The organism is Chitiniphilus eburneus (assembly GCF_005048205.1).
GTDB classification, from domain to species: Bacteria; Pseudomonadota; Gammaproteobacteria; order Burkholderiales; family Chitinibacteraceae; genus Chitiniphilus; species Chitiniphilus eburneus.
This window is the reverse complement of record NZ_SUMF01000001.1, coordinates 1-17,367: the sequence shown is the minus strand read 5'-3', so window position 1 is coordinate 17,367 and position 17,367 is coordinate 1. Positions and strand designations below refer to the sequence as shown.

Annotated in this window: 15 protein-coding genes; 7 read left to right on the top strand and 8 right to left on the bottom strand. The window is 62.7% G+C overall.

The window, feature by feature from the left end:
* Position 1: 1 nt before the first annotated feature.
* The 6 genes from FAZ21_RS00070 to FAZ21_RS20115 all read left to right on the top strand — a co-directional run bounded on the left by FAZ21_RS00070 (position 2) and on the right by FAZ21_RS20115 (position 5,779).
* A complete protein-coding gene (locus FAZ21_RS00070; protein WP_136771242.1) occupies positions 2–1,348 on the top strand; it encodes an aminotransferase class I/II-fold pyridoxal phosphate-dependent enzyme in 1,347 nt (448 codons plus the stop codon).
* A complete protein-coding gene (locus FAZ21_RS00065; RefSeq protein WP_136771241.1) occupies positions 1,345–2,802 on the top strand; it encodes a sensor histidine kinase in 1,458 nt (485 codons plus the stop codon). Before FAZ21_RS00070 ends, FAZ21_RS00065 begins: the two co-directional genes overlap by 4 nt.
* A complete protein-coding gene (locus FAZ21_RS00060) occupies positions 2,799–3,353 on the top strand; it encodes a hypothetical protein (RefSeq protein ID WP_136771240.1) in 555 nt (184 codons plus the stop codon). The genes FAZ21_RS00065 and FAZ21_RS00060 overlap by 4 nt, the downstream gene beginning before the upstream one ends.
* A gap of 5 nt (positions 3,354–3,358) precedes the next feature.
* Complete coding sequence (locus tag FAZ21_RS00055) at positions 3,359–4,741, top strand: sigma 54-interacting transcriptional regulator (RefSeq protein WP_136771239.1); 1,383 nt, start codon at positions 3,359–3,361, stop codon at positions 4,739–4,741.
* Between the two features lie 238 nt (positions 4,742–4,979).
* The gene (locus tag FAZ21_RS00050) at positions 4,980–5,309 is read left to right on the top strand and encodes a BON domain-containing protein (protein WP_136771238.1); all 330 of its coding nucleotides are present in this window, start codon (positions 4,980–4,982) and stop codon (positions 5,307–5,309) included.
* A gap of 311 nt (positions 5,310–5,620) precedes the next feature.
* Positions 5,621–5,779, top strand: coding sequence for a hypothetical protein (locus tag FAZ21_RS20115; RefSeq protein ID WP_169307185.1), 159 nt, complete (start codon positions 5,621–5,623; stop codon positions 5,777–5,779).
* Here FAZ21_RS20115 and FAZ21_RS00045 read toward each other — a convergent pair.
* Positions 5,776–6,291, bottom strand: coding sequence for a P-loop nucleotide/nucleoside kinase family protein (locus tag FAZ21_RS00045; RefSeq protein ID WP_136771237.1), 516 nt, complete (start codon positions 6,289–6,291; stop codon positions 5,776–5,778). The two genes, FAZ21_RS20115 and FAZ21_RS00045, sit on opposite strands and share 4 nt — an antisense overlap.
* A gap of 155 nt (positions 6,292–6,446) precedes the next feature.
* Between FAZ21_RS00045 and FAZ21_RS00040 the strand changes: the two genes are divergently transcribed.
* On the top strand, positions 6,447–7,964 hold the full coding sequence (locus tag FAZ21_RS00040; protein WP_136771236.1) for a methyl-accepting chemotaxis protein: 1,518 nt from the start codon (positions 6,447–6,449) through the stop codon (positions 7,962–7,964).
* 99 nt (positions 7,965–8,063) lie between these two features.
* On the opposite strand, the gene FAZ21_RS00035 is transcribed toward FAZ21_RS00040, so the two are convergent.
* The 7 genes from FAZ21_RS00035 to FAZ21_RS00005 all read right to left on the bottom strand — a co-directional run.
* Entirely contained in the window at positions 8,064–8,741 is a 678-nt protein-coding gene (locus tag FAZ21_RS00035; RefSeq protein ID WP_136771235.1) for a Fe2+-dependent dioxygenase, read from the bottom strand.
* A gap of 126 nt (positions 8,742–8,867) precedes the next feature.
* On the bottom strand, positions 8,868–11,159 hold the full coding sequence (locus tag FAZ21_RS00030) for a catecholate siderophore receptor Fiu (RefSeq protein ID WP_136771234.1): 2,292 nt from the start codon (positions 11,157–11,159) through the stop codon (positions 8,868–8,870).
* Between the two features lie 481 nt (positions 11,160–11,640).
* Complete coding sequence (locus tag FAZ21_RS00025) at positions 11,641–12,582, bottom strand: DUF6708 domain-containing protein (protein ID WP_136771233.1); 942 nt, start codon at positions 12,580–12,582, stop codon at positions 11,641–11,643.
* Positions 12,583–12,670: 88 nt separating this feature from the next.
* On the bottom strand, positions 12,671–13,609 hold the full coding sequence (locus FAZ21_RS00020) for a DUF6708 domain-containing protein (RefSeq protein ID WP_136771232.1): 939 nt from the start codon (positions 13,607–13,609) through the stop codon (positions 12,671–12,673).
* Entirely contained in the window at positions 13,609–16,137 is a 2,529-nt protein-coding gene (locus FAZ21_RS00015) for a T6SS effector BTH_I2691 family protein (RefSeq protein ID WP_136771231.1), read from the bottom strand. Before FAZ21_RS00015 ends, FAZ21_RS00020 begins: the two co-directional genes overlap by 1 nt.
* A 26-nt stretch (positions 16,138–16,163) precedes the next feature.
* Positions 16,164–17,024 (bottom strand): DUF4123 domain-containing protein, encoded by an 861-nt coding sequence (locus FAZ21_RS00010; RefSeq protein WP_136771230.1) that lies wholly within the window; start codon positions 17,022–17,024, stop codon positions 16,164–16,166.
* 4 nt (positions 17,025–17,028) lie between these two features.
* The coding region (locus FAZ21_RS00005; RefSeq protein ID WP_136771229.1) for a DUF2345 domain-containing protein at positions 17,029–17,367 on the bottom strand (339 nt) is incomplete at its 5' end.

The following is a 17,367-nucleotide window of genomic DNA, read 5'->3' as shown; positions in this document are numbered from 1 at the left end:
GATGGTACAAACAAAAGTTCTCGCCTGCAAGGGGCGTGGCGCCGAAGATATTTTTCAGCGTGTACGCGACCTGATCGAAGACGGCAGCCTCGGCCAGGGTGAATCCTTGCCACCGATCCGCGCACTGGCACAGGCGCTGGAAGTCAACCGCAATACCGTGGCGGCCGCCTATCGCCGGCTGGTCGCCGCCGGGCTGGCGGAAGCAGCCGGCCGCGCCGGCACACGCGTGGCCCCGCGCACCCGGCTGGGCATGCCGCTCGGCGTCCACGCATTCACCGCGGCGCCCGGGCTGCTGGAACTCGCGTCGGGCAACCCCGACCCGGCATTGCTGCCCGATTACGCCCCCTACCTGGCGGCGTTGCCGCCGATGCCGCCCGCGCTCTATGGCCAGCCCTGCTACCTGCCGGAACTCCAGGCCTGGGGCAGGGACTGGTGGCTGCGCCAGGGCGGCATCGGTGCCACGGTGGCCGAACCGCTGCTGGCGCAAGGCGCGCTGGATGGTATCGAGCGTGTGCTCGCGGCCTGGCTGGCGCCGGGCGACACCGTGCTGGTGGAGGAACCCTGCTTCCCAGGATCGCTGGCGCTGTTGCGGCAAATGGGCGTGACGCTGATCGGGCTGCCGCTCGATGGCGAAGGCATGCTTCCCGATGCGCTGGAAGCCGCGCTGGCGCGCAAGCCCAAGGCACTGCTCTGGACACCGTATTCGCACAATCCCACCGGCGTGAACACGACGCAGGCGCGTGCCGCCGCGTTGCGCGCCATCATCGATACCCATCCTGAGTTGCTGTTGATCGAGGACGATCATTTCGCCGCCTTCAGCGATGCGCCCACGCCATCGCTGGTATCGCCCGGCCGCGCGCGTTGGGCGGCGGTGCGCTCGTTGGCCAAATGGCTGGGGCCGGATATCCGGCTGGCCTTCCTCACCGGCGACGACACCACGCTGACCCGGGTGCAGCGCCGCCAGTACGTCGGCCCGCGTTGGCCCAGCTTCCTGCTGCAACGGCTGGCGCTGGCCCTGTTGCAGGCGCCGGAAGTGGAAGCGCTGCGGCGCCGGGCGGCGCAATGCTATGCCGAGCGCCATGTCGCGCTGACGACGGCGTTGCGGCGGCACGGCCTGGCCGCACAGCCGGGCGGCGGGCTGAATGTCTGGTTGCCACTGGCCGACGATGCCGTGGTGGCGCAGGCGCTGGCCGCACGCGGCTACCTGGTGCGGGCCGGCGACGCCTTCCGTGTCACGCGGCGTTTATCGGCGCTGCGCATCAGTTGCGCTGCGCTGCCGGTCGAGCGCGCCGACGAACTGGCCGATGCCGTCGCCGACTGCCTGGGCGGCCTGGGGGCCGCCGCATGAGTCGCGACCCCACGCGTGAACCGCCGCGCCGTACGCCGCTGCGCTATCGGTTGTCGTTCCGCCAGTTGTTGCTGGTGGCTTTTTTGCTGGTGGGGGCGGTGTTGTCCGCCAGTTCGCTCTATGTGCTGGTCACCCTGGAACGGCTGGCCGCGCACAGTCGCGAATCGGCACGCGAAGCGGTACGGCTGACCGAGGCCGCCGAACGCCTGGGCGAGCGCACGCTCACCATGGAACGCAGTGCGCGGCAGTTCCTGGTGCTGGACGATCCGGTGTTCCGCCAGCGCTTTCTCGATGCCTGGCAGGAAGCTCGCGTCGCGCTCGACACCCTGGCCGGCGTACTGCCCGAGGCGTCGGCCAGCGATTTCGACACCTGGCAGCACCATGGCGAAGGCGCACGTGAGTTGCTGGAAGGCGGCAAGCCCCGGCGCGGCGGCAACGAAGCCGCGCTGTTCGCGCACTTCGCGCAATTGCGCGACGTGAACGAACGGCTGGCGCTGACCGCCAAGCGCCGGGTCGAGCGCGGCAACGACGCACTGATCGCCGAACTGGAGCATCAGCGTGGCCTGCTCGGCGCGCAGGTAGCGGCTGCGGCGGTACTCGCGGTACTGCTCGCCATTGGTTTCGGCCTGTGGCTGACCCGGCCGCTGGCGCGGCTGGAACGTGCCATCGGTCGATTGGGCGACGGCCGGTTCGACCAGGAAATCGTCGTGCGCGGGCCGGATGACCTGCGCCGCGTTGCCGAGCAACTGGATTGGCTGCGTCGTCGCCTGGCCGCGCTGGAAGCCGACAAGGCGCGTTTTCTGCGGCACGTCTCGCACGAACTCAAGACGCCGCTGGCTTCGCTGCGCGAAGGCGTGGCGTTGCTGGACGACGAAGTACCCGGCCCGCTGGGACCGGCGCAGCATGAAGTGGTCGGCATTCTGATGCAGAATGTCGCCGCATTGCAGGCGCAGATCGAAGGCCTGTTGCGCTACAACGCTGCCGTGTTCGACGCCGGCCGCGCCGCGCATCGGCGCGTGGCGCTGCAACCCCTGATCGCGCAGGCCGTCGAAGCCCAGCGGCTGCAATGGCAGGCGCACGCGCTCAATGTCGAGGTGGCAGGCGACGACGCCACGCTGCTGGCGGATGCCGACCAGCTCGGCGTGGTGTTCGGCAACCTGTTGTCCAATGCCATCCGCTTCAGCCCCGAGGGCGGGCGCATCCGCTTCGAACTGGCGACGCAATTGCAGGTGGTGTGGATCGATTGCCGCGACGAAGGCCCTGGTGTGGCGCCGGACGACGCCGCGCGCATCTTCGAGCCGTTCTACCAGGGCCGGCGTCAGCCGCCCGGAGCGCGGCACGGCAGCGGCATCGGCCTGTCCATCGTCCACGAATACATCGCCGTCCTGGGCGGCACCATCGCGCTGCGGCCCAGTGAACGCGGCGCGCATTTCAGGATCGAATTGCCCTTATGAAACGTTTCGCCGCCCTGACCCTGATCCTCGCCCCGCTGTGGCTGGCCGGTTGCGTGACGCCGCCGCCTCCGCCGCCCGTGCCGGTGGTGGAACCCACGCCGACGCCCGAGCCGCTGGTCTACGTCGAGCACCTGCCCAGCGAAGTCGACGCCGTGCTGGTTTACGGCGCCCGTATCCGCGCCTTGCCGGTGGGCGAACTGGCCCGCGAGCTGGCCGCGCTGGCCGGCGACCCCACTGGGCCGGATACCACGCTCAAGCGCGCGCTGGTGCTGTCGCGCATGCACGGCAACGGCGAGCTGGCGCGTGCCATCGGCCTGCTGGATGCGCTGGGCAAATCCACCGACGAAGCCACCACGCCATTCAAGCCACTGGCCGCCGTGCTGCTGGCACAGTTCAACGAACGCCGCAAACTGGAGGACCAGGTGGAGCGCTTGGGACAGCAGGTGAAGGACGAGCAGCGCCGCGCCGACGAGGCCAATGCCAAGGTCGAGGCCCTGAAGAAGATCGAAAGCACGCTGCCCGCGCGGCCCAGCGCACCGGCCAGCAAATGAGCGCCATGTCCGACACCGCCCCGCACCTGCTGCTGATCGACGACGACGCCGATATCCTGCGGCTGCTCACCATTCGCCTCACCGCCGCCGGTTACCGCGTCACCACCGCCGACAGCGGGCAGGCGGCGCTCAACCGGCTGGACATCGAACGGCCAGTGTTGGTGCTGAGCGATGTGCGCCTGCCGGACCGCGACGGGCTGGCGCTGTTCGACGAGATTCGCGCGCGCCATCCGGCGTTGCCGGTGATCCTGCTGACCGCGCACGGCACCATTCCCGATGCGGTGGAAGCCACGTCGCGCGGCGCCTTCGCCTATCTGACCAAGCCGTTCGACGGCCGCATGCTGCTGGACAAGATCGCCCAGGCGCTGGCGCTGACCGCGCCCACCCCCATCGAGGCACCGCGCGGCGAGGAATGGCGCGAAAGCCTGATCAGCCGCAGCCAGCGCATGGCCGAACTGCTGGCCGAAGCCAAACTGGTGGCGGTGACCGATGCCAGCATCCTGATCCGTGGCGAGAGCGGCAGCGGCAAGGAGGTGCTGGCCCGTGCCATCCACCGCGCCAGCCCGCGCGCCAAGGCGCCATTCATTGCGGTGAACTGCGGTGCCATTCCGGAACAACTGCTGGAAAGCGAACTGTTCGGCCACGTGAAGGGCGCGTTCACCGGCGCCGTCGCCAATCATCGCGGGCTGTTCCAGGCCGCCAACGGCGGCACGCTGTTCCTGGACGAGATCGGCGACATGCCGCTCGCCTTGCAGGTGAAGCTGCTGCGCGTATTGCAGGAGCGCGCGGTGCGCCCGGTGGGCGCGGCCGAGGCCGTTGCCATCGACGTACGCATCCTGTCTGCCACTCACCGCGATCTGGATGCGGCAATGGCCGACCATCAGTTCCGCGAGGATCTCTACTACCGCTTGAACGTGGTGACGCTGGCGCTGCCGACGCTGACCGAGCGGCGCGAGGATATCCCGCTGCTGGCCAATCATTTCCTGGCCACGGTGTCCGAGAAGTACGGCCGCCGCGTCAACGGTTTTGCACCCGACGCGCTGGAGGCGCTGTCCACCGCGCCCTGGCCTGGCAATGTGCGGCAGTTGTACAACGTGGTGGAGCAGGTATGCGCGCTGTCCACCGCGCCACTGGTGCCGCTGGCGCTGGTGCAACGCGCGCTGCGCGCACCCGGCATCGAGGTGCTCAGCCTGGCCGAGGCCCGCCAGCGCTTTGAGCGCGATTACCTGGTCAAGCTGCTCAAGCTGACTGGTGGCAATGTGGCGGATGCCGCACGGCTGGCCGATCGCAATCGCACGGAGTTCTATCGCCTGTTGCAAAAGCATGGCCTCACACCGGAGCTGTTCCGTGCGGACGAAGGGCCTGTTGCCGAAGGGCGACAAGAATAACTTCATAAAAAACATGCGCTTGTAGGCTTTACACGCTCATCTGTCGTCAAACAGCGACAGCCTGACGGTGCCCCGCATTGCGCCACGGGGATAGAATCTTCCCAATCTTCTGATTCGATGGTGTTTTTTCGATTTGGCACGGCACTTGCTGTAGGGGTCGATACGAGGCTACCGCCTTTGCACCGCAAGAACCGCGCGCCATCTCGTTCCACTGGCGCGCTACCCAAGGAGATACACCATGACTTTCCGTACCCTGCTTGCCCGCGGCTTCGCCGCCGTCGCCCTGTCCACCGCCGCCGTGGCGCCCTTGTACGCCGCCGATGCCGCAACCGACAGCACGGTGGGGGCCTATGTCGATGACGCCACCATTACCACCAAGGTGAAGGCCGCGCTGATGAAGGACAAGCAAGTATCCGCACTGGACGTGAAGGTCACGACCGACAACGGCGTGGTCATGCTGTCCGGCACGGTGGATACCCCCGATGCCGGCGTACGCGCCATCGAGATCGCCGCCGGCGTGGAAGGCGTGAAGGACGTGAAGAGCGCGCTGACGGTCAAGGCCGGCTGATCCTGGCCGGGCCTTGGGGCCCGGCTGCTTTCGATTCTTTCGATTGAATTGCAATACCCTGCTCTGGGCGACACTCTTGGTGCCGCCCTTTTTTGTTTCCTTTCTTCGTTCTCGCGATCGCGTGAGCGAACGATGAACGGAGAAGGATGAGCCGGAACCACTGGCGGCGGTGGTCGGCGGCTGGTCGTAAGGCTGGTGGGGCAGGTCGCGCAGTGGCTCGCCGGGCAGGGCCTGCCACCCGTGGCGGGGCGGCAGATCAGCGATATCCAGACGTGCTCCCGCTGCGGGCGGCTGGTACCGGTGTGGCCATCATGCCGCGTAGCGCCACATGCGTTGCCCCACCCGAGGTGCGGCTCCTGCCGCTACCGGGCGCGCTGTGCGACTGGCAGGTCGGGCACCCGGGGCGTGACGAGCCGGCACGCGGCCGCTTCGTCGGGCTGGCGACCGCTGGCCCCCATGCGGCGGACTAGATCGCGCGTACCGCAACGAGCAGTTGATCAAGGCAGTCGGCCGGAGAACGATGGGCGGTGTCGATGACGATGTGCCCACTCTCCCACGGTTGATTGTCGCGCGTCTGCACGGCATCCCAGTCGGGCAGCCTCAGGTCCGGGATATCGGTTACCCGGGTTTCCACTCGCCGCCGGTGTTCGGCGACATCCGAACAGACTATTTCGATGTCGACGTGCCGGGCGCCGGTGTCGAGCGATACCTGTTGCCAGTGCCGTCTCGTCAGCATCCACGGGTTGCAGCAATCGGCGATCACGCTGGTACCCAGCATCAGGTTGTCGGCGGCGATGCGTTGCCCCAGCGCATACCCTTCCCCTTGTACAGCCAGCCCGCACAGGTCGCGCAGCGCCTGTTCGACGGTATCGATGCGCAGGTAACAGGCGGGAAGCCGACGGGCGAGTTGCCGCGCCAGCGTGGATTTGCCGACGCCGGGCAGGCCGGCGAAGACACAAAACAGGGGAGGGGATTCATTCATGGGGGGATTCGGGGCAGATGCCCCTCCAAAAGGATTGATATGCCACGCTGATCGTTGCAGGTGCCTGGTTCTCTTTTAGGATCAATTGGTTTGATGTCGTGCGCGCCCGGCCGGGCGCGCCGGGTCCAGAATTCCGTTTCCCCCAGGATTAAACAATGAAAATCGGCATTCGGATGCGATTGCTTGGCTTGATCAGCCTGATTGCGCTGATTCTGACCACGCTCACAGGCTGGCACTACATCGAAAAAACCCGCGCTCCCGTACTGGATCTCACCGGGAACATCGTGCCGACCCTGGCGATCCTGAATCGGCTCAGCACCGAATTCTCCGATTCCCGGAGAAACCTGCTGCTGATGGTGATGGAGCAGGACGAATCCCGGATGCGCGAACTCGAACGGCAATTCAATGCGGGGCAGGAACGAATCCAGGCGCTGATGAGTGACTACGACACGCTGCTATTCGACGAGCAGGATCGTCGCTATGCCATGCAGGCCCGAAAAGAACTGGCCACCTACAACGTATTGGCCCGGCAGGTGATCCTGGCCGCACACCAGCAGCACAAGGCCCAATCGATGGATATGATCAATCGGATGACCGCGCCCCAGGCGACCAAGGTATTCGATCAATTGCTGACGATGTCCCATTACTATGGGCGGCTGACCAGCCAGGCCAACAAGTCCATCAGCAATGGCTTTGCCACGCTGCTTTCAGTGTTGAGCGGGCTTTGCCTGGCGGCGGGGCTGCTGATGCTGTTGACCAGCGAGTTGGTGACGCGCTCGGTGATCGAGCCACTCTACCGGCTGCGTGATTTTGTCGTGGGCATGGTGCAACACCTGGAGCTTTCCCAGCGACTGACGCCGCGTGGTCATGACGAGGTCGCGGAGACCACCCGGGCGTTCAATTCCTTGCTGGATTCGATACAAAATCATCTGCGCGAGTTGCCGTTCCTTGGCGCCGCCCCTGGGGACCACGTGGGATGGCTGCGGGCTCCGGATGATGACGCTGGGCGCAATCCGTCAAAGGAAGCCCCTGCTGCCCTGCCTTCGCCGAATGCCCGTGTCCAGGATGGGGGCACCGTGGATTCCTACGCCTTTGTCGATGCTGCGGAACCCGAGGAGGGGAAAGCCAGGGCCGAGCCACCCGCCGATATCGTCAATGTGCCGGACCGGGACTGCCACCACGCCGAAGTCATTCGGCAAATTGCCGATCAGGCACATGTATTGTCGCGCAACGCCGCCGTTGCGGCGGCCCAGGCAGGGGAGCTGGGCCGGGGCTTTGCGATCTCCGCCGAACAGGTGCGCAGGCTGGCCAGGCGCTCGGCATCCTCTTCCGACGAGATCGTGGGTTCCATCGGTCTGATCCGGCGTGAAGCCAGCCAGGCGGTCGAAGTGATCGACCGCCTGGCCACTGGCGAAAAGGCCGGCCTTGATGATGAGGTTGTTCGGCAACTCAACCTGAATGCCGAAGTGGTGGAGCGGAGAATGGGCTGGATTTCTTCTGCGCTCCAGGCTCATGGCAGCGTCAGTGGCGCAATGGTGCAGGAGATCGACAAGGTGGCGCGGATGACGGAGCAGACCAGCGCCACGGCCCTGGGCACCAGCGAGGTGAGCAATGACCTGCATCGGCTGGCGTGCCAGATGCAGCAACTCATCCGGCAATGCGGCAGCGCGTGAGCCAGCAGCGAATCGAGTGCATTTGAAGGGGGCCCTGACGGGAGCGCCTGGGGTCGGCCGCCCCCGCAAGAGCGCCGGCTGGCATGTGAACCCGCGAAATCAGGCTTCAGCCCATTGCCGTAGCAGATTGTGGTAGTGACTGGTGAGTGCAACCACGTCGGCGTTGTCGCCCAGTTGCGCGCGCAGACGCTGGATGGTCTGGTCCAGCTCGAACAGCATGCCGCGCCTGCCGTCGTCGCGCACCATGCTTTGCAACCAGAAGAACGACGCCACGCGCGCGCCACGCGTCACGGGTGCCACGCAGTGCAGACTGGATGACGGATACAACACCAGATCGCCCGCCGGCAGCTTCACCTCGTGCTGACCATAGGTATCGTTGATCATCAACTCCCCGCCCTCGTATTCGTCCGGTTCCGCCAGGAACAGCGTGCACGAAAGATCGGTGCGCAACATGCCGCCGTCGGGCAGGGCGCGCATCGAGCCGTCCACATGAAATCCATAGTGCTCACCACCTTCGTAGCGATTGAACAGCGGCGGCACCGTGCGCAGCGGTAGCGCGGCGGAGAAATAGAGCGGATGCAGCGCCAGGGCCTGCAGGATCACCGGCCCCCAGTGCCGGGCCAGTGGCGAGCCCTCGGCGAGTTGCCGGTTCTGCTTTACCGCCGCGCCCTGCGGCCCCACCGTGCGGCGGCCGTCCACCCAGTCGGCGCTGTCAAGGTCGGCACGCAAGGTGCGCAACTGGTCCGGGTTCAGTACTTGGGGAAGGTGCAGCAGCATGACGCGTCCTTTGCGGATGACCAATGACAACGCCGCCTCGCGCGAACGAGGCGGCGCAGCGGCGGATGAACATGGAATTATTCAGCCGCCCCCGAGCGCCAGCGGTTTCCCACTGGCGGCAGGCGCTCAGAAAGTGAAGTTGGCGGTGAGGCGTGCCGAACGCGGCGTGCCCGGCGTATAACGGTAACCGCTCTTGTTGATGGCGGCCACGTAGTCTTCGTCGAACAGGTTGTACACGTTCAGTTGCAGGTTGATGTTCTTGTTGACCGCGTAGGCGGCCATGCCATCGAACACCCAGTACGATTCGACATACTTCGGCGTGCCGACCGCGCCGTCCTTGCCGCGCTGCAACTGGCCGACATAACGTCCGCCACCGGCCACCGTGATGCCGTGGCCCAGGTTGTACGAGGTCCACGCGGTGAAGGCATTCTTCGGCGTGTAGTTCAGGTCCTTGCTGTCGTCATTGCCGACATTGGCGCCGCTCAGCACCTCGGTATCCATGATCGTGAAGCCTGCGCTGATGCCCCAGGCCTTGGTGATCTGGCCGACCGCGCCCAATTCGATGCCCTGCACCCGCTTCTTGCCGGTCTGGTAGTACTGGAGATCGACCGGGTCCTGCTCGACCTCGTTGCGTACTTCGGTACGGTAGATTGCGGCCGACAACGACAACTGCTGGTCCAGCAGATCCCACTTGGTGCCGATTTCTGCGGTGCGGGCTTCCTGCGGCTTGTAGTCCGGGTTTCCGGCGTTGTTGGCGTTGGTGCTCAGCGTGAAGTTGGAGCCGCCCGGAGGTTGCTGCGAGGTGGCGTAGTTGGCGTAGATGCTGCCGTTGGGTGCCGGCTTGTAGAGCACGCCCAGCTTCCAGTTGAACAGCGTATCCGAATCGTCGAGATCGGCGGCGGTCACCAGCGTACCGGTGGCCGCGCCGTTGCATGGGATGGCGCTGTTACCGGTGCCGCCGCACGCAGCGATGTTCTGGTACTCGGTCTTGTACCGCTCCACGCGCATGCCACCATTGATCTGCCATTGCTCGTTCAGCTTGAGGGTATCGAACAGGTAGGCGGCGGCGGTGCGTGTTTCACCGTCGGCATGACCGCCGTTCAGCGCCCATGTCATCCCCGAAACGTTCGGGTCGGGATCGTACAGGTTGGCGGCGGGCCAGTTGCCGGTGCGCACCGTCGACAGATTGGTCTGCTTTTCCTGGATGAACTCGATGCCGGCGCTCAGGTCATGCGTGATACCGCCGGTGACCAGGGTGGCGTTCACATTGGTCTGGTTGGTGAGGATTTCGTTGGTCTGATTCTTGAACGTCGGGCTGCTGCGCGCCAGGGTCCAGGTGGACGGATCGGCCGGGTTGGGTGTCAGCAGATTGGCGGTGGAGCCCATGAACGAGGTCAGCAGGTAATCCTGGCGGGTCTTGCCCCAGCGAGTGGTATTGCGCAGCGTGGCGGTCGGAGACAGATCGTGCTCCACCGTGAACGTCACCATGTCGGTACGCACATCGTCATAGTCGGACGTGGTGCCATAGAAATTCTCGGGGTTCACGCGGCCCGCATCGGTGAGGAACGGGCGCTTGGGATCGGGGCTGCTGTAGCCGGGCAGGCCAATGGTGGGTACGCCACCATCCGGCATGTTGTTTTGCTGGACATGCATGAGATCGAGGAACGCACGGGTCGGCGAGCCGAGGCCATAGGCCAGCGACGCGGCAACGCCCCAGCGATCGTTCTCGACTTCATCGCGACCTTCGACGCCGCCTTGCTGGCCCATCACATTCAGCCGGATCGCAGCCCCTTCGATGGCGGTGATGGCGCGGTTGAGGTCCGCGGTGGCGCGCAGGTAGTCATTGCCGGCGGTCAGCGATGCCGCGCTGGCGTTTTCCAGCGAAGCGCGCTTGGTCACCAGATTGATCGCGCCGGTGGGGGCGCTGCGGCCATAGTCGGTGCCTGCCGGACCCTTGGTCACTTCGATCTGGCCCACATTGAAGGTATCGCGCGATACCGACCCCAGGTCACGCACACCATCCACATAGATACTGTTGGAGGTATCGAAGCCACGCATGTAGATGGCGTCGCCGGTGGTGGTGTTGCCATTCTCGCCCAGGAAGAAAGTGCTCACCCCCGGGCTGTTACGCAACGCTTCGGTCAGCGTGGTTGCACCCTGTTCCTTGACCAGTTGCTCGCTGATCACCGAAATCGTCTGCGTGGTATTCAGCAGCGGCTCGGTGAATTTGGGCGACGAAACGCGATCGACCTTGTATTCGGGTTGCTCGGTGGGCGCGGTGACGGTCACCGTCGGCAACGTGGCTTCCGCCGCCACCGAGGCAGCGGGAACCGCGAGGGCCAGCAGGGTGGCTGCGGTGGTGGATTTCAACGCGGGCGCGCAGTGCGCACCGTGCTTGCGGCTACGGATGTAGGCCATGAAGTGATACTCCCTGAGTGGTAAGTCGTGCTTGTAGCCGACGCTCTGACGGCGTCATGCAAATGCGAATTTCTCGTAATTGTAACAATACATCTGAGAATTATTCTCATTTATTTTGTGTTTGGAATGAGTAAGCAAGTAGAAAGAAGATTGGAGAAGGCTGACAAAGCTTCATTTCCATGGTGACGTGTGACAGTGGGGCGCACCCAATGAAAAAGCCCCCAAAGTTGGGGGCTTCTTGTTAGACACCTGGCGAACGCATTCGCGCGTTCCTTTCGAGTACGCCATCTTCGACTTGGTGCGTGGGCACGTCTGCTGGCGAAGGTCATGTTTACCTGGTCATTGCAGAAGAGAATCGAGATCGACGGGACGGAGGCATCAGCCCCCGCGTTCAGCGGTGAGTGTCATGAGGTCCATACCGTGATGAAGCCCGATGAGAATCGAAGAGGGCGCTTGGCGAAGCGAAAGCAGCGCCCAGGAATCAATTCTGCTGTTGCGGTGGCACGTAGGAGTGCTGTGCATCGCGCTGATAGCGGTCCTCGGGATCGATCTGGCTTTGCGCGACCACGTCCTCTGGCCATTGCGGGATTTTGCAGGTACGCATCGTTACCCAGCGAACGATGGCGAGTGGGAACAGCAACGGCGACATCAGCCAAGCCAGCAGTGGCGCGACGCTGAACTCAGCCATTAGACGCTGAAAACCGAACCAGAAAGTTTCATGTCGGTCGGTGATATCCAGCGTGTATTGCACCTTGTCCAGCAATTGAGCGGGGCCTTTTTCCATGTAGTGGCGTACGAATTCCCATTGCGCCAGCAGGTAGGGACTATCCCAACTGGCGTAGGTCGGTAGCACAAAAGTTTCGAGCACCGTGGAGCGATCCTCGCTGAGCACGTGCCCCCGCACCTCCCAAAAATTGCGCATCTGGGCGGGGTTGAGCGCGAAATGAATCTCGCGCCAAGGCACGCTCAATGTGGTGCCATCCAGGCGAAATACGTGCACCATGCCGGTCTTGCGATTGAAGCGCAGTGGGTAATGGGTATAACAGAAAGCTTCCTTTTTGAGAAACCATAGCGCAAGCAAGGATGGGATTGCGACAGAAACCAGAATGATAGGGACGAATAGCAGCGACTCTGACTGCTGCGCTGCACTTTCTGTGGGGTATTTGCTAATGGCAATATTCAGAATGCTCAAGGCTGTATAACTGCAAAGCAAGCTCACAAAGCTTGTAAATGCAGCCATCAGGCCTTTCCATGGGTAAAATTTATCGCTGCACTCGAGATAAGTAGAATTAATTTTAATTACCGAGATTTGAGCCAATGGCTCTGCATTGCTGGCTTTGTTCTGCGGCAAGTGGTGCTGCTTTTCAGCATCACTTAGTGGGCGGTTGACCTGGTATTTGGCGGTCAGGCCGGCGTAGTCCACTACTCGTCGATCCTTTTGAATTTGAGCATTTTTTCTTCACGGATTGAGTTCGGCGTACGCAGGAGCGAAAGGGGCCAGCGTGGCAGTTTCACTTCTGTGGTGGCGGGACGTAGGGATGCTGAGCATCACGCTGATAGCGATCCTTGGGATCAATCTGGCTTTGCGCGACCACGTCTGCCGGCCATTGCGGGATTTTGCAGGTACGCATCGTTACCCAGCGCACTATCGCGAGACACAGCAATAGCGGAGATACCAGCCAAGCCAGCAATGGCACGCTACTCAATCCCGCCATCAGGACATGGAACCCGAACCAGAAGGTCTCGCGTTGGTCGGCGATATCCAGCGTGTGCTGCACTTGATCCAGTAATTGTGCGGGCCCTTTTTCCATGTAGTGCCGCACGAACTCCCATTGCGCCAACAGGTATGGACTCTCCTGGAGAGAATAATTTGGCAAGACAAATGTTTCGAGCACCGTGGAGCGATCCTCGCTGAGCACGTGCCCACGCACCTCCCAGAAATCACGCATCTGGGCCGGGTTGAGCGCGAAATGAATCTCGCGCCAGGGCACGCTCAATGTGGTGCCATCCAGGCGAAATACGTGCACCATGCCGGTCTTGCGATTGAAGCGCAGTGGGTAATGGGTGTATCGGAAGGCTTCTTTTTTTAGAAACCAAAGTGCCAGCAGTACCACCGGGGCCGACATGGCACACATAGCCAAGAAGGTGAGTATGGATTGTTGTCGTTGATCTGCACTGATTCCAGGCCATTGAGCTACGCTGATCATGACAATACTGATGAGGGCATAACCAATCAGCAAAATTGCAGAGCCCGTACATGCTGCCATTAAACCCTTCCAGGCGTAAAACTTGTCACAGCACTCCAGATAGGTCGAGTTCATACGGATAACCGAGAGCTGGTATAAGGGCTTGGCAGAGCTAGCTTTGGCCTGCGGTAGATGGTGCTGCTTTTCAGCATCGCTCAATGGGCGATTGACCTTGTACTTGGCGGTGAGCCCAGCGTAATCCATTACTCGTAAATCCTTTGGAGTTCCAACATTTCTTCATCAAGTGAGCGAAAACTCTTGTTGCCAAAAAAGCTTTGCTTTAGCCATTCCTGGACCGGATTGGGTTTGAAGTATTCAATGAGTACAGAGATGCACAAGGCTAGCAGGATCAGAATGAGGCCGACGCCGGTGGCTGCGGCAAAGGTTCCAAACATGATGATCAATGTGCCCGCCATCCCTAGCAAGGCTGAGGAGAAATAGCCCAGGGCAAGGCCTTGATTCCCTTTGCTTTGTTCAGCTAGTCCCTTTTTGAAGTCCCAGAAAGCGACAATACCAGCACCAACTACTCCGAGGCCTTTACCTATAACGCGCATTCCTTGGGCAAGCATCTGGGACGCTGCCGGTCCCAACCTCAACGCAGCAAGTGGGATCTTGGAAACCGCCGTCCCCAGCGATTCCGCCACCGTACCGCCAAAGGCCGCCCAGCCGGCGCGATAGCGCCATGTGGCATCGTCTTTGTCTTTCCCGGTCTTGTTGGCTTTTTCAAGATCCTCGGTCAGTTTGCCCAGCGCCACCCATTGCAACAACGCCGCCACGGCGCCGAAGGCCAGGGGGAGCGAGCCTTTCAGGCGGATCACGCCTTTGTTCACGCTTTGCCGCCAGCGCGATAGTTCCATCTTGCGCAGCTCGTCCACATTGGCCAGCGCCTTGGCGAGTGCCTTGGCGCGTTCGGTCTGCTTGCCGCCGGCGGCTACCTTTTCGAGGTCGTCCAGGCCAGCGATGACCAGGAATTTCTTCTGCCGTGTTCCTTCCAGCTTGATGCCCTTGATCTGCATCAGCCGCAGTTCACGGTTGACCGCAGCCTTGAGGCCATGCGGCGGCAGCGTTTCGCCGCGGGCCTTGATCAGTTCTTCGACCACATACGCCTGGAAGTCGCGCAGGTTGCCCTTGAATTCGATGCGCAGGATCGGCGCCTTGCTGACTACGCCGACGGCCACCAGCGCTTCCGGCAAGGCTCCGCTCTCGGCCACGGTCTTCATGCTGCGCATGATCGGGCCGGTCATTTGCACGATAAGCCGCCCGATCAGGTCGGGCTTGTTTTCCAGGGTGCGGTCGATGGAGGCACCCACGCCGCCGATCATGCCATCCCACGGCAGGCCGCGTGGATCGACGCTGACTGTGGCGCCTTTGGCGATCACCTTGGCGTATTCGCCTTGATTCAGGATCAGGCCACGCAGTAGCAGGTTTTTCTTGTCGTCCAGGCGGCCGTGCATCCATTCGCTGTAGAGATCGAAGCAGGCCTGTTTGTCCTGGGTGGCGCCGACGCACAGCGAAAGCACGCTGGTATAGACTTGGCCGCTGTCGGTGTTGTGTTCATCGAAGTTGCATTCGAAGACATTGGCCATGCGCTGGCTTTTCATCCAGGCGGCGTGGGCTACGGCCAGTGGGCCGATGTAGCTGGCATCCAGTTCGCCGAGTTTTTTGTCGAACTCTTTCTGGAACTTGGCCCGTTCCGGCTCGTGGTAGCTGGTCTGATACTTCTTCCAGGCTTTGGTCTTGTAGTCTTCCAGGGTGTCGGCCGATACCTTGCCCATGGCATCGTAGCTGCGCCGGCCGCTTTCGGTCATCAGCAGCATGCCATTGCTTTGCGCCAGCATCTGGCCTTGCGCCATGTCTGCGTCAGCCATCGCTTCTTCTTCGGCATGGCGGTAGATGCCGGCCTGAATGCTCTGGATTGCGGTGCTGACGGTCAGTTTGCGGTGATGATCGGTCCGCGTCATGAAGGCATTGAGCGTGCTGGTCATCAGCGTGGCCAGATCCATGGCCAGCCCCGCAGGATCGTTCAACGCCACGAATACGCCCTTGCCGCGATTCAGGTTTTCGAAGTCGTGGATCAATGCTTTCGACTGGCCGGTACGCTGGTTGAACTGCGCGGGGCTGAAAGCGAAGGTCTTTTTGTTCAAGCCCGGGGTGTATTCCGCGATGTAGCTCGCATGCAGGTGGATGCCGCCGGCATGGCGATGGGTGCCTGAGCCCAGCCACTTCGCCACGTCGAACTCCCGCATATGCAATTTTCGATAGCTGGCCTCTTGATGGCGCTGCCACACCGTCTTGGTCCATTCCACGTCGGAGAAACCGAACCACACCTTGCCGGCCTCGGTTGGTGTGGAAAGGGTAATGCAGCCCGCAATGACCCCGTTCTTCTCGGGGTTGCAGGGTACGATCTTCTTGGGGTTGCCCGTAATCGCCGGCGGGGTGGGGCCGGTCTTGGGGATGTCGAACGGCATGTAGTAGCCGTCGGGGGTGATGAAATAGCCGTACCAGCGATTGCGTTTCTCGTCGAAGACATAAAGGTACCCGCTGCGCAGCAGGCGTTGGGTATACATCGCAGCATCCTTCAGCTCGATCTTGGCACCACCCTGGTCGGTGACGATGAAGCCGCCCTGAACCTCCGGGGCCCCCGAGTCATGTGGGGCGATGGCATAGCGGGTCAGCAGGATGGGCAAGCCACGCTTGTCGCACATCTTGCACTTGGTTTTGCATTCGCTCATGGCTATGAATTCTCGAAAAAAGCGGCTCAGTGCGCGAGGTGGCCGGCAATGCCGGCCCATTCCGGCGCTTCGATCAAGGCGCAGGCATCGGCATAGGTGGTTTGGCCGGCGCGAACGCGCGCCAGCAACTGCTGGATGCGGTCATCCAGATGAAATACCGCGCCGTGACGTAGCGCGTGCGAGGCAAACTCGATCAGGTCGGCTTCATCCTGCAAGCCATAGCGTTGTTGCGCGGTGCTCAGCGCGGCATCTGCCTGCCTTGCCGCGATGGCAAGCGCCGCAAGGTCGGCCCAGCCCGGGTGGTCTGACGCCAGCTCGCAGCTCAATGCGGTATTGATCAAGCCCACCCGATCCAGTTGCAGGCGTTGCTGGCGATCCACCCCCCAGTACCGGCCAGGTACCGGTGTCTGGGCGCAGGGCAAGTGGGTCCAGCTTCCTTTCAGGTAACAGGTCCACCGTGTGATGGGGCCGAAGAGTTCAGCAAGCTGTTCCCGGTTCAAAATCCAGGAAAGGTGGGCAAATACCCGGGGATCGTAGTAGCGCAGCAGTGCCCTGCCTTGCGGCGCGCGCAGTAAAAGGCGGGTGGTCAGATGTTGCATGAGCTGACCGAAGTCCGCGGTGGGGGCCTCCAGCAGGCAGGCCAGCAACACATCGTCTTCGCCCTGCTGTGCAGCCAGCAGGTTATCGCAGACCAGTTCCCGCTGTGGCGCGGTCAAGGCTCCCAGCGGCAACAATGCAGGCATCTTGTCCGCATCCGATTGCAGCGGGCTGGGCACCAGTGGATGCAGTGGCAGGCCCTGATGCCAGGGGGCTGGATTGACCGCGGCGCGATCCACGATGGCGTAGTGATGCTGGGCCAGCAAGGTTTGAGGGGCTCGGGATGACATGAAGTCAGTCCCCGACCGGGACGGTCGCACCGCCTTGTGCCACGGCAACCTGGTTTTGTGCCGCGCAGACCTTGCCCTGAGGCATTTCGTTTTCGAAGGCCATACTGGCCGGCCCACTAAAATCGAACCCACTCCCCTTGAAGCTCACCGAACCCGGCGCATGGATCTCGATATCGCCACCCTTGAGCCGCACATAGGCACCGGCACAGGTCAGCAGCAGCTCCTGCCCGGCGGCGAGCGTGAGCTTCTGCTTGTTGGCGTAGAGGCGCACGTTCTTGTCGCCGACGATTTCGACATCGCCCGATTGCGCATGCAGGTTCGCATGCCCCTTGGCCGTGATCAG

Bases quoted from the DNA above. Each gene is read 5' to 3' on its own strand.
- FAZ21_RS00055 (WP_136771239.1), top strand. From the start codon at position 3,359: ATGTCCGACACCGCCCCGCACCTGCTGCTGATCGACGACGACGCCGAT.
- FAZ21_RS00015 (WP_136771231.1), bottom strand. From the start codon at position 16,137: ATGAGCGAATGCAAAACCAAGTGCAAGATGTGCGACAAGCGTGGCTTG.
- FAZ21_RS00050 (WP_136771238.1), top strand. From the start codon at position 4,980: ATGACTTTCCGTACCCTGCTTGCCCGCGGCTTCGCCGCCGTCGCCCTG.
- FAZ21_RS00035 (WP_136771235.1), bottom strand. From the start codon at position 8,741: ATGCTGCTGCACCTTCCCCAAGTACTGAACCCGGACCAGTTGCGCACC.
- FAZ21_RS00060 (WP_136771240.1), top strand. From the start codon at position 2,799: ATGAAACGTTTCGCCGCCCTGACCCTGATCCTCGCCCCGCTGTGGCTG.
- FAZ21_RS00070 (WP_136771242.1), top strand. From the start codon at position 2: ATGGTACAAACAAAAGTTCTCGCCTGCAAGGGGCGTGGCGCCGAAGAT.
- FAZ21_RS00030 (WP_136771234.1), bottom strand. From the start codon at position 11,159: ATGGCCTACATCCGTAGCCGCAAGCACGGTGCGCACTGCGCGCCCGCG.
- FAZ21_RS00045 (WP_136771237.1), bottom strand. From the start codon at position 6,291: ATGAATGAATCCCCTCCCCTGTTTTGTGTCTTCGCCGGCCTGCCCGGC.
- FAZ21_RS00065 (WP_136771241.1), top strand. From the start codon at position 1,345: ATGAGTCGCGACCCCACGCGTGAACCGCCGCGCCGTACGCCGCTGCGC.
- FAZ21_RS20115 (WP_169307185.1), top strand. From the start codon at position 5,621: ATGCCGCGTAGCGCCACATGCGTTGCCCCACCCGAGGTGCGGCTCCTG.
- FAZ21_RS00040 (WP_136771236.1), top strand. From the start codon at position 6,447: ATGAAAATCGGCATTCGGATGCGATTGCTTGGCTTGATCAGCCTGATT.
- FAZ21_RS00010 (WP_136771230.1), bottom strand. From the start codon at position 17,024: ATGTCATCCCGAGCCCCTCAAACCTTGCTGGCCCAGCATCACTACGCC.
- FAZ21_RS00020 (WP_136771232.1), bottom strand. From the start codon at position 13,609: ATGGATTACGCTGGGCTCACCGCCAAGTACAAGGTCAATCGCCCATTG.